The sequence below is a fragment of the Desulfobacula sp. genome, assembly GCF_021107415.1.
In genome coordinates this window covers 1-18290 of record NZ_JAIOSW010000126.1, presented here as the reverse complement: position 1 = coordinate 18290, position 18290 = coordinate 1, and the positions used below count along the sequence as shown (strand labels likewise).

General features: G+C 43.4%; 13 protein-coding genes. 5 read left to right on the top strand and 8 right to left on the bottom strand.

The features are described from left to right. The 4 genes from K8S13_RS25620 to K8S13_RS06730 form a co-directional block, all read left to right on the top strand. On the top strand, positions 1–176 hold a 176-nt coding region (locus tag K8S13_RS25620), incomplete at its 5' end, for an ABC transporter permease subunit (RefSeq protein WP_367172542.1). Positions 177–188: 12 nt separating this feature from the next. Beyond that, positions 189–1082 carry an ABC transporter permease gene (locus K8S13_RS06740; RefSeq protein ID WP_291461430.1) on the top strand — a complete coding sequence of 298 codons (894 nt, stop codon included), beginning with the start codon at positions 189–191 and terminating at the stop codon, positions 1080–1082. A 13-nt stretch (positions 1083–1095) separates the two neighbouring features. Continuing rightward, complete coding sequence (locus K8S13_RS06735) at positions 1096–3198, top strand: ABC transporter ATP-binding protein (RefSeq protein ID WP_291461429.1); 2103 nt, start codon at positions 1096–1098, stop codon at positions 3196–3198. Positions 3199–3328: 130 nt separating this feature from the next. Next, complete coding sequence (locus tag K8S13_RS06730; protein WP_291461427.1) at positions 3329–4672, top strand: AAA family ATPase; 1344 nt, start codon at positions 3329–3331, stop codon at positions 4670–4672. Between the two features lie 200 nt (positions 4673–4872). Here K8S13_RS06730 and K8S13_RS06725 read toward each other — a convergent pair whose 3' ends face one another. The 7 genes from K8S13_RS06725 to K8S13_RS06695 all read right to left on the bottom strand — a co-directional run bounded on the left by K8S13_RS06725 (position 4873) and on the right by K8S13_RS06695 (position 16909). Next, a complete protein-coding gene (locus K8S13_RS06725; RefSeq protein WP_291461426.1) occupies positions 4873–6342 on the bottom strand; it encodes a trimethylamine methyltransferase family protein in 1470 nt (489 codons plus the stop codon). Between the two features lie 34 nt (positions 6343–6376). Continuing rightward, the gene (locus K8S13_RS06720) at positions 6377–8200 is read right to left on the bottom strand and encodes an aldehyde ferredoxin oxidoreductase family protein (RefSeq protein WP_291461425.1); all 1824 of its coding nucleotides are present in this window, start codon (positions 8198–8200) and stop codon (positions 6377–6379) included. Then, positions 8197–8868 (bottom strand): GntR family transcriptional regulator, encoded by a 672-nt coding sequence (locus K8S13_RS06715; RefSeq protein WP_291461424.1) that lies wholly within the window; start codon positions 8866–8868, stop codon positions 8197–8199. The genes K8S13_RS06720 and K8S13_RS06715 overlap by 4 nt, the downstream gene beginning before the upstream one ends. Positions 8869–9185: 317 nt before the next feature. Further along, on the bottom strand, positions 9186–13727 hold the full coding sequence (locus K8S13_RS06710) for an SIS domain-containing protein (RefSeq protein ID WP_291461422.1): 4542 nt from the start codon (positions 13725–13727) through the stop codon (positions 9186–9188). Between the two features lie 213 nt (positions 13728–13940). Then, entirely contained in the window at positions 13941–14741 is an 801-nt protein-coding gene (locus tag K8S13_RS06705) for a dihydropteroate synthase (protein ID WP_291461421.1), read from the bottom strand. Positions 14742–14756: 15 nt separating this feature from the next. Continuing rightward, positions 14757–15389 carry a B12-binding domain-containing protein gene (locus K8S13_RS06700; protein WP_291461419.1) on the bottom strand — a complete coding sequence of 211 codons (633 nt, stop codon included), beginning with the start codon at positions 15387–15389 and terminating at the stop codon, positions 14757–14759. 68 nt (positions 15390–15457) lie between these two features. Beyond that, positions 15458–16909, bottom strand: coding sequence for a trimethylamine methyltransferase family protein (locus tag K8S13_RS06695; protein WP_291461417.1), 1452 nt, complete (start codon positions 16907–16909; stop codon positions 15458–15460). A gap of 266 nt (positions 16910–17175) precedes the next feature. On the opposite strand from K8S13_RS06695, the gene K8S13_RS06690 reads away from it, so the two are divergent. Continuing rightward, complete coding sequence (locus tag K8S13_RS06690; RefSeq protein ID WP_291461415.1) at positions 17176–18090, top strand: hypothetical protein; 915 nt, start codon at positions 17176–17178, stop codon at positions 18088–18090. Between the two features lie 30 nt (positions 18091–18120). Here the strand turns inward: K8S13_RS06690 and K8S13_RS06685 are convergent, their stop codons facing one another. Continuing rightward, positions 18121–18249 carry a helix-turn-helix domain-containing protein gene (locus K8S13_RS06685; RefSeq protein WP_291461431.1) on the bottom strand — a complete coding sequence of 43 codons (129 nt, stop codon included), beginning with the start codon at positions 18247–18249 and terminating at the stop codon, positions 18121–18123. Positions 18250–18290: the final 41 nt, after the last annotated feature.

Here is an 18290-nt window from a genome sequence, read left to right as displayed (position 1 = left end):
TTGAATTTTTCTTTGCCTATAAAGGGTTTGGCGCATTGCTTTTAGAAGCTTCCCTGAATAATGATATTGCACTCTTAGAAGCCTGTGCAATGGTGGCGGTGGTTGTGGCGGTGAGTTCTCAAACCTTGGCGGATATCGGCTATACCTTTCTTAACCCCCGCATACGTTTCAGTTAAGGAGACTTATAAATGACAACCAAATCTATTACTGAAATGCCCTCTGTGGGCTATGGTGCAGCCCTTTGGCGTATCATAAAATCTTTTGGACTCCTGAGGGAAAGCTGGGTGGGGATGATTGGTGCTTTTCTGGTTCTGTTCTGGGTGCTCGTCGCTGTCTTTGCTCCTTTGATCGCACAATTTGATCCAAATGCAGCGATTCAGCCCTTTGCCAAACCGGGAACAATGGCGGCTTCGGGCGGAACATTCTGGCTGGGCACGGATCACATGGGCCGAGATATTTTGTCCCGTATTGTCTGGGGATCCCGCACCGTATTATTTTATGCACCCATTGCAACCGTGTGCGCCTACACTGTGGGAATTTTAATGGGACTCATGGCCGGATACCGCGGGGGCCTGGTGGATGACATCCTGTCCCGTATTTCAGATATTATTTTATCATTTCCCGTACTGGTGCTCTACATCATCGTTATTGCCACCATTGGTGCCTCGGGATTTAATATTGTTATTGCCATTACCTTTGCCTCTTCTCCGGGAATCATGCGTATAGTACGTGGTTTAGTACTGGACCTTCGCAATCGTGACTATGTGGCAGCCGCCCAGACCCGGGGTGAATCCGACTGGAGAATCATGTTGTTTGAGATTTTACCCAATGCCAGGGGTCCGCTTATTGTGGATGCCTGCCTGCGTCTCGGGTATGTCATTATTACCATTGGTGTTCTTGGTTTCTTAGGTCTTGGTTTGCCGCCACCGGATCCTGACTGGGGCGGGATGGTAAATGAAACACGGCAGATGGCAATGGTTTTCCCCCATATGACCCTTTTCCCCTGTATTGCAATATCTTCATTGATTCTGGGATTTAATCTATTGGCGGACGGGTTGCGTGAAATCTCATTACGTGATTAAAAGGTAAAGAATTATGAATGACAAGCAAGAACCTGTACTGGTTTGTAAAGATCTGTGTATTTCATATTACACAAGAGCCGGAGAAATACCTGCCGTAGTTGATTTTTCCCTGACAGTTAAACCCGGTGAGACCATCGGTATTGTCGGAGAGTCAGGCTGTGGCAAATCAACCGTTGCAATGGTGATTATGCAGTATATGGGTGCCAACGGCGGTATTAAAAGCGGGAGTATAAGGTTCAAAGGTCGTGATTTAACCATTCTAAGCGAAGATGAATTGCGCAGTATTAGAGGGTCAGAGATATCAATGATTTATCAGGAGCCCTTTGCTTCTTTAAATCCAAGCCTTAAAATCAGCACCCAGCTCATGGAAGTACCCCTGGCCCATGAAAATATCTCCAGAAAAGAAGCACGCGAGAGGTCTGTACAAATGCTGGCTGCTGCCAAGCTGCCCGACCCTGAACGAATTATGGAATCTTATCCCCATCAGTTATCCGGCGGACAGCAGCAGCGGGCCGTCATTGCCATGGGGCTTTTGTCCAACCCCTCTTTGTTATTATTGGATGAGCCCACCACTGCTCTGGATGTTACCGTGGAAGCCGGGATTGTTCAATTGATTGCTGATATCAGCAAAAAATTCGGCACCTCCCAGATATATATCTCCCATAACCTTGGATTGATTTTAGAAACCTGCGACCGGGTATTTGTGATGTATTCGGGTGAGGTTGTAGAGGAAGGCACCATAAATTCTCTTTTTACCTGGCCAAAACACCCCTATACCCACGGCCTTTTTTCGTGTATCCCCCTGCCCACTGCAGATAAGGATGCCGCTCCCTTAAAGCCGATCCGGGGACAGCTGCCCCTGCCTTTTGAACGGCCTTCCGGGTGTTATTTCGGCCCCCGCTGTGATCATTTTAAAAAAGGCCTGTGTGATCAAGATCATTTCAGGATGGAAAATGTGGAAGGCAGTGCACCGGATCATCGCGTCCGCTGTTTACGGTATAAAGAGATTGATCATACAAAAGAGGCTTCGGGTGAGACCGTCAAGGAATCACTTGAAATCGGTAAACGGGTTCTGAATGTGGATGGCATGAAAAAATACTATGAGGTAAAAGACACCTCTTTGATGGCCATAATTTCCGGTAAAAGTATTTCTCATGTCAAAGCAAATGAAGAACTGAACTTTACAGCCCATGAAAGTGAGACTGTTGCTATTGTTGGTGAATCCGGATGTGGTAAATCAACCTTTGCTAAAGTTCTCATGGGCCTGGAGACTGGAACCGATGGAGAGATACGCCATAAAGGAAAAGATATTTCAGATATTGCGGTTCGAGACCGTTCCACCAAACAGATCCGCTCTTTGCAGATGGTTTTTCAAAATCCCTTTGATACTTTAAATCCCAGCCATTCCATTGGTGGACAGATATCACGGGTTATCAGACAATTTGGTGTTGAGACCGATAAAAAGAAAATTTTTAATCGTGTAATGACCTTGCTGGACACCGTCAAACTGCCAAGAGATTTTTATTTCAGAAAACCCAGGCAGTTATCCGGCGGTCAGAAGCAGCGTATTGGTATTGCCAGGGCATTTGCCGGGAACCCGGGCATTGTAATTTGTGATGAGCCGGTGTCTGCTTTGGATGTATCAGTGGCAGCCGCTGTGACAGAGCTTTTAATGGATATCCAGCGCGAGCATAAAACCACCCTGCTTTTTATCAGTCATGATTTAAGTGTTGTCCGGTATCTGGCGGATCGTATTGTCGTCATGTATCTGGGGCATATCCTTGAGCGAGGAACGACAGAACAAATATTTGCTCCCCCTTATCATCCTTATACAGAGGCTCTATTGTCAGCCGTTCCCATTGCTGATCCGGAAATAATCAAACGTAGAATAGTTCTGGAAGGAGATCTGCCAAGTGCAATAAATCCCCCAAAAGGATGCCCGTTTTGCACCCGCTGCCATCGGAAAATTGGTGACATTTGTGATAATGAGCCTCCAACAGACCAGTTGGTGGAAGACCGGCATGTCATCAAGTGTCATATTCCCATCGAAGAATTGAGTAAAATTGAGCCGGTCATGAGAGTACCGGATGAGTCAGAACGGATTCATGCACGATAAAAAGACATCTGCCACATGTTTATTAAATTTGACATAGAATCATGATAAGTCATAAAACCACCTTGTTTTTTATGACTTAATATCTGATTTAACCCTTGTTTTTTATGAATGACCGTGATAATAAGATCATATGGATCGCAAAATTGACACCATTTTAAATCAATGGAAAGCCAGTCCTGTGAGACAGCCTCTCCTGGTGAGAGGAGCACGACAGGTTGGTAAAACCTATTCTATAACTGCTTTTGGAAAAGCCCGGTTCAAAAATCTTGTTTCAATTAATTTTGAAGAAAAACCTGAATTCGCAAATTGTTTTTCAGAGTATGACCCAAAACTAATCATTGACCGCCTCTCAATTATCACAAGAAATATCATACAGCCAGGCCATACTTTATTATTTCTCGATGAAATCCAGGAGTGTCCAAGGGCGATCACTTCCCTGCGGTATTTTTATGAAAAAATACCTGAACTTCATGTTATTGGTGCAGGATCACTTATTGAATTTGCTTTGCGCTCAAAAAATTTCAGGATGCCTGTGGGTCGCATCCAAAGCATATTCATGTTTCCTCTCTCATTTGATGAATTTCTAATGGCCACAGGTGAAGAAAAACTATACGAATATTTAAATACGATAAATCCAAAAACAGGAATCGACCAGGTTATCCAGGGTCGTCTTGAAAACCTGATACGAAACTATTTTTTGATCGGCGGCATGCCCGCGGCTGTCAATGCTTTTGCCGGTAATATATCAATGGAGGAAATACGGCGATTGCAATTGGGGCTTGTAAGAACCTATGCTGCTGACTTTTCAAAATATGCTTCCACTGCAAAGCATAAATATCTAAAGCAGGTGTATGAAAGTGCCCCCCGGATGGTTGGACAGCGTTACAGGTATTCCCGCGTAAATCCCAATATAGAATCAAAATTTCTGAAAGATGCCCTCCAATTACTTTGCGAGGCCAGATGCCTGACAAGGATATGCCACTCTTCCGGTGCCGGGCTGCCATTAGCCGCAGGTGTCAATGAAAAAAAGTTCAAGCTGGCATATCTTGATGTGGGCATGATGCAAAATGCCCTTGGGATACAGACTCCCATTGCCCTTGATATGCCGGTTATGCAGATTAATGCGGGCAGTGTGGCAGAACAATTTGTTGCCCAGGAGCTGCTTTCCTGCTCAGATCCATATGCTGAACCAGAACTTTTTTTCTGGGCAAGGGAAGCACGGGGAAGCAGTGCTGAGGTTGATTATCTCATTGGCATTGAAGGAATGGTCTTTCCTGTTGAAGTTAAATCCGGAGCCACAGGTTCTTTGAAAAGCATGAAACTTTTTCTTAAAAAATATCCTGACATTCCTTTTGGCATAAGATATTCCATGCATGATCTGTCATTTCATGAGAATATTCTATCCATCCCGTTATATATGATCAGCAAAACAAAGCATCATATTAAGAAATCACTCTCTTTATCCAATAACTGAAAAACTTGAATCTTTGTTAATTTCGCGGTTCCGGCTGAAAAAACCAATATTCAATGTATGATTAATATATTTCATCCTGTATTGCAGCGGATCTGTGTCATGGTCGTTTCCGTTTTCACAGTATAAGCAATGCTGTTGCCGATAATGCCGGCACCAATGATAATGGCATCATAGTTTTTACTTATCATTTATTTTTTCCTCTATCCTTTTTCTAATTTGGCAAGAATTTCCCTTTCTCCTTCTTTTTTCAACCGATCCAGCTCTGATATGATCTTATCGCTCAAAGGTTCCGGTTTGTGAGTTTCGGTAATCATCCTGACTTCTTCTTTTACCCGGTCTTCCATTGAGGGTTTGCCTGCATCATTCCAGGCATCAATGGTCTGGCGGTTTAAAAGCTTGGCATTCCAGAGTTCTTCTTTGAAATGATTCATTGTATGCTGCTGCACCAGGAAGTGGCCGCCAGGCCCCACATCTTCTATGATCTGCCTGGCAATGGTTTCTCGTGTTACAGTAATACCTTCTACAAACCGCTTTGTCATACCGACCACTTCGTTGCCCATTACCAGTTGTTCAAGGGAACAGGCCATGCCCGAAGCCATATACCCGACATCATGAATCAGGTTTAGACCGGAAAGCCCCTGGCTTAATATTGAAAAAGCGCTTTCAATACCTGCCTGGGCATCCAGCATTTTTGAATCCGTTGCCCCGGCAAGTCCCCAGGTCGGCAGGTTAAAGGAGCGTGCCACCTCTGCCTGGGCAGCAAGGGCCAGGTTGGTTTCCGGTGCACCCACTGCCATGAGCGCTGTTTTCATATCAAGGATACCGACATTGCCGCTCATGGCAACCGGGCATCCTTTTTTTCGCAACTGGGCAATGGTAATATGGATGAGTGATTCCGCCGTGATCAGGGTGATAACCCCAGCCAGAGTAACCGGCCCTGTAGCACCTGGCTGGACGGTTGAACCCGGCAGCTGGGGCATAAACCGGTCAGCCGCCACAAAAATACGCTCAATGACTTCATCTGGAAAAAAAAGCGGTGCAATGGCTTCGGGGTAGGCGATAATAAACGGTTTTTTACTTAAATTTTCCTGCCCCCCGGCAATCACGGCCGCCATCTCGTAAACATACTCACAGCCAAGAGCTGTATAACCGATAACAACAGATGGTTTTGTTGTATTAGAAACCATGGCTTCAAATTCGTGAACTTCTGCTGCTTCTCCGGGTACATCCTGGGCACTTCCCATTGGCATGACAAAATCAATGCCATCCAGGTAATCCGCCACTTTTGCACCCAGCTCGATATCCTTGATACAGGTCGGCCGGATATCACCGGTAAATGCATCCCGTGTATTGGGACTGGCAGTGGAGGTACCGTAATGGCTTTTTTCCCCTTCCACTTCCATTGCCCGTTTACCGTTCCTGTCATAAATGATCCAGCCCTTGGGAGTTGTGGCAAGGCATTCTTCAACAATATGCCTTGGAATGTTGATATGATTGTCCTTCACCCGTGCACCGGCCTGTTTCATCATTTTATGAACTTGTTTGTGCCCGCATTTAAACCCGACTCTTTCAATAATATCAAAAGCGGCCTGTCTTATTTCCCAAATCTGATCATCAGTGAAAATCTTCATGCCAACAGATCGGGTTTGAATATTTGAAGACTGAATCAATTTTGTTTCCTCCAATATAAATAAAATTTATTTTCTATGCCGGCTCAGGAGGGATTCCTTTCTCATCCCACCCCATGGCGTTGTAATACTCCTGTAACATGGTTTCAAAATTTTGCTGGATTAATTTTTGATTGCGATCCTGGTTTATAAACATCTGTGGGAGTTTATCCTCAATATCATCCTTTGCATGCCGGATATTAAAAAGCTTTTCAAGGGCGGCTATTTTTTCCCCGGCCTCAAAGAGATTAATATTTGAAACGTTCAGGCCGGTCAGCCCATTAATGAGCCTTACTTCATTTTCAAGATTAAAGGATTTTAAAAGAGATAAAACCGGTACTTTGCAAATCCCTAAGCTGTCCACTATAATATTTGTTGTGACGGCTTTTTTTATCACCTTGCCTTTTGCCAGGATAGATTTTATGTTGACGGCCTCCCTGGTCCCAAATTCTTCTTCCGCCTTGGTTTCCGACCAGCTGTATTCAAGGGAGGCATACACATTATTATAATCACCACCACGGCTTGATACGGCATATCCAAGGGCAGTCCCCATGATGGCCATCGGGTGGTAGGCGGTCAATTCCAGGCCTTTGACATGGACTGCATGTTGGCTGGCACCGTTGCCGATGATCTCGGCTGCTTTTCTAACACCCAGACATAAAATTTTTCCAAGGCCCTTGCCCTCAACCATCTGGTAAATCAGCTTTTCCATGGTTGCGGCATTACCCCAGGAAAGGTCGAGATCGCCAATCAAATAGGCGGGTAATATTTTTTTTTCAAAAAGATCCATGGCAAAGGCAATGACACTGGCGGTGGAAGTGGTATCTATCCCCAGGCGGCCACACAGATTATCCAGCTTAATAATCTGGTTCAGGTCATCAAGACCGCATTTTGGTCCCAGGTTGATAACCGGTTCAAATTCAGGCCGTGTGAAAAACTCATCTGTATCCATGCCGTCTAATTGAAGATCAGCCTTGCACTGGACCGGACAGCGAAAGCACCCACTGGACCGGACAATATTTTTATCAAGCTGCCGGCCATCAATTTTTTCAATATGCTTGACGCCGATTTCACTATAATTTTTGCTGCCCATGATTCCAAAGTCATTCGCCCATTTAACATATCCTGCACCGCCATATTTTGAAAAAAAATTAAATTCGGAAGATTTTCTTATTTCAGACACATAGGCTTTGACAGCTCCTTTTTGTAAAGGGGTAACCGCAGGAAAATGTTTATGACTTCCCCTGGAAATCACAATGGCTTTAAGATTCTTTGATCCCATGACCGACCCCATCCCGGTTCTGCCTGCCGCATGATCCCGTCCGCTCATTATCGCAGCAAACCGAATCTTGCTTTCACCTCCCGGTCCAATGGCCAGGATTTTTAATTTTTTATTTTTATGGGAGTGTTTAATCATATCCTGGGTTTCAAAGGCATCGCGCTCCAAAAGATGAGAGGCATCCTCAAAACGAGCTCCATTGGAATCAATATAAAGGTAGACGGGTTTCTGCGATTTTCCTGTAATAATGATAGAAGCGATATTACAGGATCTAAGCCACGCCCCTGCATAACCACCGATATTTGAACTGCCCAGTATCCCGGTCAAAGGCGAGAGAGCATTAATGTGCAGTCTGGCCGAGGCCGGGGCGGATGATCCTGTAAGAAGGCCGCATGATAGCAGTAATATGTTTTCAGGGGCCAGAGGATCTGTTTTAGCAGGGAGATGATGATAGAGGTACCAGATATTAAATCCGCGCCCTCCGATATAGTCCACAGCTGCCTCAGGGAATGCTGAAAGAGCACACTGACTTGAACTCAGATTAACATTGAGCAATTGTCCGAAATATTCTGCTGAATTCATTTCCAAGTTCCCAGATGCCAGGAAGCGGCTTCTTCCTGCATGATTTTTTCCATGATGGCCGTTCTGGCTTCGTCAAGCTCTTTTAGCAATGTTTTCTTTGCACCCGCAGGGTCATGGGCTTTTAATTTTTTTATCAGGCGTCCATGAATATCAATCATGTGTTTGCCGGAACGAACAATCACCACAAACCGGGCCAGGCGGTCATGTAAATGTTTTATCTGCCGGGCCAGTTCATCATTGCCTGATGCTTTGGCAACCAGATAATGAAAGTTCTGGTTTTCTTCAGTGTACCGTGAATACGTTTCATCATCATCATTTGTGTAACCGGCATGTACATTCTCAAGAATAGCAATCTGTTCGCCATTAATTTTTTGGGCCGCACGTTCCACCGCAGCCAGTTCGAGAATTTGTCGAAACTCAATCATGTCAGTGAGTTCTTTTAGAGAAACCAGCGTTACATAATATCCGGACCGGGGTTTTATTGTGACAAGATCTTCATGACTGAGCATCTGCAGAGCATCTCTGACTGGAGTGACACTGGTTCCGAACTCTTCTTTTAAAATATCAATTGACAATCGTTCACCTGGTTTTTTCCTGCCGGTAATGATATCAGCTCTAATCCTTTTATATATAACATGCTTGCTTGCATCGCCTATTTTTTCAGGCATTCATTTTCTCCTGTTTGTCCATAAGAGTTCACTTAGGTTCATCTATATATAACATAAAAATTCTTACTATCAACAGTTTAATTATTTAATATTATAGAATTAATCTTTGAAATTTTCAATTATATAAATAATTATTTTATTTTAAATAATTGATATATCAATAAATAATTATTATGATATCAACGCATGATTTAAGTATGAAGAGCGCTCATTATGCTCGAATGGGTGAGAAGGAATGTAAAAAAAATTCACATGGCAACCCCTGGAAATTCTTTAAAGAACCGGTGTTGGCAGCGAAAACTAAAAGGATTGCCTGCTCATTGGTCAAGGAACTTCATGGCAGAACCAATGATACTAATCACTACTGGAAGAATATAATCCGAGAGTATCCGGGAATTGCCGTTCGAGTCTGTAATTCCCGGTACAAGAATGATATTGCTCAAGGGATATTTTTTCAGGGTGGCAAGCCGTGCATCAGTGGTAAAGCCTTTCTGGGTGATAATAACAAGCCGTGCATATCGACTACCGAATGTGGCCAGCTCATCCAGTGCTGAGTCAAAATATTTTTCACTGGTAGCATCAATAATGACCAGGCAGTCTTGGTCTGTGTCATAATCAGACTTTAATACCGGCAGATACCATTGGTTATCAATCATAAACGGCAGAATCGACTCAGGGTGAAAGGGCATGGAGAATTCCCGTAAAAAATCATCTATATCAGCACCGCCCAGATACCGCTTTTCCCATGCACAAACATCCTGTTCAGAATAGGTTTTGACCATAATATATCTGGGTTCCAACTTTACATACTTTTCTTCCACCAAAGGATCCACCATAACCAGGTGAGAATAGGCACTGACACCAAATGTTTCACTTTCAAGCCCCCGGATTTTATGGGTACGGAATTTGTTTTTCCATGAGATACTGTTTCCTTTCAGGCTGGTGATGAAAAGTCCTTTTTTATAGGTCTGATTTTCTTTTAGCATATCCTGAATTGTCTGCCTGAATCCTTTATCCCCGAGGATAGTATTCACGGTCGGCAAAAAAAGCTTGAAATGATCAAGGAACATCCTGGCGCGTATGGGGTGTTGATACTCCATGAGCGTTGAAAAAAACAGGGACAGGGCATAATAGACATGCTCGTATTTACAGGAAAGACCCGGATTATTAAAAAAATAAGTTCCAAAAGAATTTGAAAATGTCTGAAACCCCACTTTTCCGTTTTCAGGACCAATCCAGAGCAGATTTTTATGGGAATATCGGCATACCATTGACAATAAATCTTTATCCGATGGTTCTGAAGCCACTACTATCACCAGACTGTCCTCTGTGCTGATCCCTTTTATTTTTTCAGGAAATTCCACCTGGAGGGGAAGATCAAAACAGAGTTCCCACAACTGGGAAAAATTTCTACACCCGGCTTCAGCCTGCTTGTCCATTGGCACAAATATGATGATCCCATCATCTGTCAGATACTTGAATATAAGGGTTGATACGGCCTCAAGACGCGCACCTGTCGGAGTTGAAAAGAAAGCTGAAAAGGGCTCCGGATCATGGAAGGCAGCGCTTAGCCTGATTAAATCCGTATAATATAGTTTTTCCTGGTCATTACCGGCCAGGTCGATCCAGCAGGGTCTGTCTGCCGGGGTCAATAGATAGGCAGGCAGAACATCCCCTGCTTTATTCTTAGCAGCAATGTCATCCATAACATCTGAGACAGACAAGTCTTTGCTGCTCTTTGCCCGGCCTGCAGTCACGGATTTGGTCATATTTCTGGGCATCTGACCGGAAAGCCTGCCCCGTGCCAGCCCGAAATAAAATCCAAACAAAAATGTGAAGGTAATATCAATGAACGGCTGAAAACACTCTGACACCTTGGGCAAAAATACAACTTGTTCAGCATATTTTTGAATCTCTTTTTTCTCCCTGTTTTTATAACTCATTGCAAAAAAACGTTTTCTGTTTCCATAAAGACCTTTCATGAAATCGATTCCCTGGATCAGCCGTTGAGCATTGGTAGCGTTCACAAGAATCAGGTCCTTGTCTGCCAGAGGGGTGTGAATGAATGCATCCATCTCAGAATAATCAATAGCATTTCCCATGGATGTCCAGGCATTCAGTTCGAGGTTCAATGCCCCTATTTTAGCAGATCCGACATCATGAAGGGCATCAACAATATAATGGATGTTTGTATTTTGGGTTTTTTTTGCAACCTCCTGGCAGAAGGTAATTACTTTTTCATCGCTTAACATGGCATTAATTTTTTCTGGAATTTGTTTTATTTCCTTACAAAAATCAGCGGCCTTTTTTGTATCGTCAGAGGTTAACACAGAAATATAAATACAAAAAAGTTCCAGAACCAAAAGCATGCAGATAGAACTTTTAAGCGGGGCCACAGTCACTTCTTCTCCGCTGAGCACGGGTATAACACCCGCACTTTTTCTGGTGATGAGTGCCAGGTCGGAAAACGGTTTTTCAGTAACCCCGACCATGAGGACATTCCGGGTCAAAAGATGGGATGCAAAATCAATCATATCTGAAGTGGTACCAGACCATGATACCATTATCACCAGATCCCCGTCAGGATTAATGGATTTTTCCACCATGCCGATTTCCAGGGGGGTGGCTACGATAATATTAATCCCGGTCAGAAATTGCTCCATGTTTTTTTCAACCACCTCGGCTAAAAGATAACTAAAACCCGTGCTGACCAGAATGATCCGGTTCAAGGAAGCAAGATCTGCTCCAAACCGTTTTCTTAAAAGGCGTTCTCTTATGTCAAATACTGGTATATGGCGATCAGGACAGGAATACCGACCCAGCACATCCTTAAGCAACCCTGGTATTTCAAACAAATGTTCTTCATAAAAAGTCCTGCCGAAATCTTTTTTAAAGGTAATGGGTGTCAGAGAGATATGATCTGGCCGGATATCGGTTTTAACCTTTCCTGAGAAATCCATGATTGTAAGTTCCCGCAGCACATTGTTTATGCCGGCGTTTGTCTGAATTTTAGCAAACACTCGTTCCTGATCCAAAGCATATATCTCCACCTGGAATGGTGCCAGAAGAGCCGTTTTTTCCCGTCTGAACCATGACTCCCGGCTGTCGGACTCATCATCAAAAAAATCCGGCTCCACTATCACCGATTTTTTGGAATACGTATTCATTAATTTCCGCAGTTTTATGCTGGTGGACTGGATCAGGGTCTGGGGAAAAAGTCCCAGGGCGGCGTTTATATCAGACACCACCATGAAGTCCGATGTATCCTGCCGTTTAACAATATACACCGGTCGTTTATGGGCAGCTACAAAAAGCCGGTCAGTGGATACCATGCTGATCCCGGAAACGGCAAATTGCCCCCCTGACCTGACCATGGTTTCCATTGCCTGGATAAATGACATTTCGTCAATATCATGCTTTGTCTTGTTACTCAGTTTTGTGAAAATACCATAATCAACGGACTGGCTGCACACGGAAACGTCCTCAAGACCAAGACGATGTTGTTTTTCGATCACCTCATACCGCTGGCTTGCCATATAAGCCGTATCAAAATAATGTCCCCAGAGCATGACAAACAATTCGGTTGAGTTATCACTTCTCAAATTAATCTTTGTTACCTGGGTCAGATACTCTCTGATCCTGGATTCAATATCAGTGCTGAATTGTCCGTTTAACACCACAGCTCTTAATTTTTTTTCATCTATAAAAGGATGAGCATTGCGAACAGAGGTAGACGACTGTATTGCCCACCTGCCCTGACCAATTACCGGCTGAACCATATATTTAAGCAGTAGAGGATGCGTGCGACCCGGGATGTGGCCTGGCGGCAGATTATTTTCCTTGCTGGTTTTTAACATTTTTTTCATATAAACATCTATCTGGAAATAAGCCAGAGCAGAGGCAGCTGCAATTCCGTACACATTATAGATCCGCTCTGTCCGGTACAGTGTTCGCCAGTAAACAGGAGGCGTGGTTTTATTCACACCCCAGAAATTCTCAAATATTAACTGTATCCTGTCATCCATTTCAGGGGTATGGATGATGTTAGCCAGAACAGAACTGTCAATGCTCCTGAAAAGATTGGCAATGCCGTCCATGGTATAATCCGGCGGCAGTGTGACAACCATGTCCCTGAGATATTGCCAGACATATTTTCTTGCATAGGGATTTTTTGGACCGGGTTTATAAGTGACTCGCACAGGTCGACCTGGGTCTTCATCATAGGCATAGCTATCAAATATCTGCTGGAACTCATGGACAAGATCATTTTCATTAACTGGTGCCGACCCATTTTCCCGTTTACTGCGGATCAGGGTCTCAAACCCTGTAAGCATGAATTTTTTAGCAATGGCCAAGGGAAGATCAAAGTCCATGACCAGACGGTTGATGGTGGCCTTGAATTGTTTAGGAGAGTCTATTTTAAAATATTCCTGAATTTCAGGATTTCCTGCGGTTCCCGGCTCCACCTGCAGAATATTTTGAATGTCTGTTAACGCTGACCATCTTAAAAAGGATTTGTTGTCCGGTTTGTCGATGAAACGTTCTTTTGGTGAAAAGCCCTCAAATGCAATAAGTTTTTCCTGATTTTGAACCATAAAATCCGAATAGCTGTGAAAAGCATCATCCATGACTGAAACCACCCGGAGTTCACTCTCGTCAAATATAGGAGACTCAATGAGCCGGTCAATGAGATTATCTACAGATCCTAACTCCCGCCGAATCTTGAGGGGCTCCAGATCACTTCCGATCATACCGATTCCTGTGCTGTCAGGCGCTCGGTAAATAATGGCCCACATCCCGGTAAACACCCGTGTCAACCTGTTTTCAGCATCCCCATAATACACAACAATACCGCACATATCGGATACTTCCCTCTTTGTTATCTTTAATGCCTGTTGAATTATTTAATACATAAATCAAATAAAGGCAAACGCTCAAATCTGAAGGATATTTTTAGATATCAGACCATCTTTTTTGATATTTTGGCAATTTGTCATCAATTGAATAATAATCACCCATTTGACTTAGCCAAATATTCCCCATGGTTTTAAGGTTAGTCGGCTCATCATCTGTCAGGATTTGATCATGCCGGAACGGACCCCTTTAAGATAGGACATGCAAAAATTATCATTGCCAAGAAGCAAGTCTGCTGTTTTTATGGCGGCCATGATTTTGGAATCCAAAGGATCAATAATAGCCGAATCCATGCCAGCATCCATCATCAACGTCACAAAGGTCCGATTGATGATCTTCCTTTCAGGCAGACCATATGAAATATTGGAAAGTCCTCCTGTGATGTGAACATCTGGAAATAGTTGTTTAATCTGTCTTACTGCGTTAAGAACCATAGTGCCTTTTGTGGAATCCGTACTTATTGGCTGAACAAGGGGATCAATGTAGATAGAATCCTGTTTCATTCCAATGGATTCAAGTCTGGTAACCAGTTCCTTAGCTCTTGCCACAATATCGTCAGATGATGCCGGCATACCTGCATCGTCCATGCAAAGGGCAATAATTTTGCAATCTTTTCCCTTCAAAAAAGGCATCATGGTATCAAACCGATTTTTTTCAAGACTGATAGAGTTTATCATTGGGGGATTGTCTACCATGCCATAAGCCATTTCAAGGATTGCCGGATCAGGACTGTCCAGACAGAGCGAGACTGTGGCAATGGGCTTAATTGTCTTAAGCAACCATTGCATGTCCTCTTTTTCGTGCCCTATTCTGGCACCGGCATTGACATCAATAAAATCTGCGCCTGCTTCCTGCTGTTTTTTAACATCATCAATAATATAATCTGCATCACGTTCAACCACAGCTGCCTGGACAAGTTTTCTGGAGGTATTAATCCTCTCGCCGATTACTTCAAACATATTATTTCCTCCGGTTCAGGCTGCCAGGGTTTTAGCAAGTTTTGAAGCCGAACCCGCATCAGCAGCAAATCCATCAGCACCGATTTCATCGGCAAATACCTGGGTGACCGGTGCACCCCCCACCATAATTTTAACCTGATCTCTCAACCCGCTTTCAACCACGGCATCAATGGTCTGTTTCATCATTGGCATGGTGGTAGTTAAAAGTGCTGAAAGGCAAAGTATACCCGCATTTTTCTCCTTGATCATTCTCACAAATTCTTCAGGAGCAATATCCACACCCAGATTATGGACGTCCATACCGGCGCTTTCCATCATCATGGCCACAAGATTCTTACCAATATCATGAAGATCTCCTTTAACTGTACCAATGACAACACTTCCCCTGGCAGAGGTATCTTCATCGCCCAGAAGGGGTTTAAGGATCTCAACACCTTTACCCATTGCCTGGGCAGCCATAAGCACTTCCGGGATAAACATATCCTCGTTCTCCATTTTTTCGCCGACAATATCCATTCCGGCAATCAAACCTTTATTGAGGATATCACCGGGAGGGATGTTCTTTGCCAGCGCCTCATTCACCAGTTCAATCAGACGCTGCTCATCAAGGTTAACCAGGGTCTCTTTTATTTCATTAAAATCAGTCATGCTTGTTTTCCTTTTTTTTAAATAGTATCCGAACGATTACATCGTAATTTCATGTTTTTATTCCGGCACTATAATAATATGTTAAATTTTTCTTTTATGGCCTTATCAATCTCTTCAGGGATATAAGACGGTTTAGAGCCTGCAAGAAATTTTCTGGCTATGCCAAGTGCTCTTTGCCTGGTATCAAGACTGCCGTCTTGTTCCCATTTTTCACGGCTTTTCCTGTCAGTTACGCCATTGCCGTTATAGTATTCCGTTCTCAAATGGGTCATGGTATGGGGAGAAGTCATGAAATTTCCTCCGGGTCCGACCGACTCGATCACTTCCAGGGCAAGGTGTTCTGCATCAACATCAATCCCTTTGAGAACCTTGCAGCAGTTTCCGATAATCTCATCATCAATGACAAACTGCTCATGTGCAATGGTGAGCATGGATTCAAGCATGCCGGCACTGTGATGTATATAATTTGCGCCACCCATGGATGCAAGCAATGCAGTAAACGCTTTTTCATATCCGGCCTGGGCATCCGGAACCTTGGAATCGGAAAGTCCTGCTGAATTGTAATTGGGTACTTTTATGTGATTTGATAATTGATGGATAGCTGCATTCATCATACCGCATTCCACAGCGCCTCCTGAATATCCCATGGTTTTGAGATTTGCCATGCCCGGGATTCCGCCATAAAGCAGGGGTGCCCCCGGATTGGTTAACTGACATATGGTGATGCCTGCAAGCTGTTCCGCATGAAGCTGGGCCAGGGTGCCTGCCATGGTCAGAGGAGAAGTTGATCCGGCCATGGGTGCGCTGGAAAGTGCAACAGGGATGCGGTTGCGGTTTGCTTCCTGCATGATATGGGTGGACTGGGTACACAACTTTAACGGGCTGATGGCAAAGGAAGTAATCACGGAAATAAAAGGTCTTTCCGTAAGTTTGTCCAGGCCTTTGGCAATCATGGATGCCATTTCAATGACATTGTGAAGCCCCTGTTCATCATTCACCCCGGCCATGACATGTTTTGAAGATGCTGCAAGGCATGCATAAAACATATTGATATCATAGTCTGCCTTATCAATGTCTGTGGCAATGCAGGGCCTTACCAGAAAATGAATATTATCCAGTTGATCCACAAGCCGTGACACATCATAGAGATCTTTTAGGGTTGTGGATCTGACCCTGCCTGTTTCCATGTCCAGAATCTTGATGGCAGCACCCCCGGTCCCCAGATGGACTCGATTTTCGGTCAGATGAAGATCGTTTTTTGGGTCCTGGCCGCAAAGAACAACTTTTTCAGGGGCTTTTGCCACCTGTTCAGTAATCATATCATTTGAAAAACTGATTTTTTTTCTATCCCTGTCAATGGCAGCACCGTTGTCTTCAAGCATTTGAACAGTATCTTCCAGACCCTGTTCATACGTAATTCCTGTTTTTTCAAGAATCTTCATGGAAGCTTCATGCACTGTTTTTATCTGTTCCGGTGACAAGGGGCGATACTGCCCACCCTGTAAGCCCATTAAATTCATTACGATCTCCTTTAAGTAAGTTTCATTTTCCAGGCAAACCAAAACATTTTGTTTTGCCTGGATTTTGTTTTGGTTCTTTGTTTAAATGACATGGTATTTATTATATGTCAAGAAAGATGTAACAAAACCTATCAAAATTTTTAATCAACGAGAATAAATACAATACATGTTGACTTTTGTTTCTTATATGATTAGTATAAAACACAATTTGATTAAAATTTATTACGCACACTTTACCAACAAAGCCATGGAACCACTTATCACTAGTGATAAAACCAAATAAAGAGGCGGTATCAAAATATAAGTCGGATATCGCTTTTTCAAAAGCAATTTCAAAAGCGTTTATCCAGGAACTCAAAAATCTGCTGCTCAGAAAATCCAGACGTCTCCTTCCTTTTGATGACGTCAAAGAAAAACTCGAACTCTGGTATGTAAGAGCCTTGGGGTTAAAGTCTGTGCCACTGGATTCAATCGTCGGCAGCCAGGGCCGCTATAGAAATTTTACCAGGCATTTCCTTCCTTTGGACGAAAATTTAAGGAACAGATGGAAACTAATAGAAACTGCGGTCGAATCCGGCAGAGACCTCCCGCCTGTTGAGCTATACAAGGTGTGCAACGCCTATTTTGTTAAAGACGGCCACCACAGGGTATCTGTGGCGAAATCAAAAAACATGGTCGCGATTGAGGCAAAAGTATTTGAATATGACTGTGATCTTTCCCTTGACGACAAAACAGACATAGAGCAGATTGCCATTCTTGAAACATATCACCGGTTTTTAAAGGAAACCGGATTAAAAAAAACAAGAAACCCGCAACTTCATCTGACTGTTCTAGGTGGATACCCTATTCTCATGGAACATATACAGCGGCACAGATTTTACCTGGCAAAAAAAGAAAAAAAAGATATCAACATTAAAGAAGCAGCAATATCCTGGTTTGACAATATTTACTCACCCATGAAGGACTTAATCCAAAAAAACGGAATCATATCCCGGTTTCCCCACCGGACGGAAACAGACTTCTATATCTGGATCACCAAATATAAACACCTTGTTTTCCAGGATGTGTTTGAGCCGGAAAAAGCCATGACCACCATTGAAAGCTATGCGAAAATATTTTCCAATCCCTTTCGGAAATTCCGGGGAAAATTCAGAAAATATCTTGGAATTGTTAAATACTGATCAGCAAAAAAAATCACAACAATTAATACCTCACTCGATACGATAGTATGCCATTTTTGTATAAAGGGTACGACGGCCGATTCCAAGAATATCTGCTGCCTTTGACCGGTTTTCATTTGCAATATCAAGGGCGGTTTGAATGGCTTTTTTTTCAGTCATTTCCAAGGTCTCTTTCAGGGAAACCGGTTCTTCAGAAATTT

Excerpts from the sequence above, each read along its gene's own strand:
- K8S13_RS06740 (WP_291461430.1), top strand. The coding sequence starts at position 189 with ATGACAACCAAATCTATTACTGAAATGCCCTCTGTGGGCTATGGTGCA.
- K8S13_RS06735 (WP_291461429.1), top strand. The coding sequence starts at position 1,096 with ATGAATGACAAGCAAGAACCTGTACTGGTTTGTAAAGATCTGTGTATT.
- K8S13_RS06730 (WP_291461427.1), top strand. The coding sequence starts at position 3,329 with ATGGATCGCAAAATTGACACCATTTTAAATCAATGGAAAGCCAGTCCT.
- K8S13_RS06720 (WP_291461425.1), bottom strand. The coding sequence starts at position 8,200 with ATGAATTCAGCAGAATATTTCGGACAATTGCTCAATGTTAATCTGAGT.
- K8S13_RS06715 (WP_291461424.1), bottom strand. The coding sequence starts at position 8,868 with ATGCCTGAAAAAATAGGCGATGCAAGCAAGCATGTTATATATAAAAGG.
- K8S13_RS06710 (WP_291461422.1), bottom strand. The coding sequence starts at position 13,727 with ATGTGCGGTATTGTTGTGTATTATGGGGATGCTGAAAACAGGTTGACA.
- K8S13_RS06705 (WP_291461421.1), bottom strand. The coding sequence starts at position 14,741 with ATGTTTGAAGTAATCGGCGAGAGGATTAATACCTCCAGAAAACTTGTC.
- K8S13_RS06700 (WP_291461419.1), bottom strand. The coding sequence starts at position 15,389 with ATGACTGATTTTAATGAAATAAAAGAGACCCTGGTTAACCTTGATGAG.
- K8S13_RS06695 (WP_291461417.1), bottom strand. The coding sequence starts at position 16,909 with ATGAATTTAATGGGCTTACAGGGTGGGCAGTATCGCCCCTTGTCACCG.
- K8S13_RS06685 (WP_291461431.1), bottom strand. The coding sequence starts at position 18,249 with ATGACTGAAAAAAAAGCCATTCAAACCGCCCTTGATATTGCAAATGAA.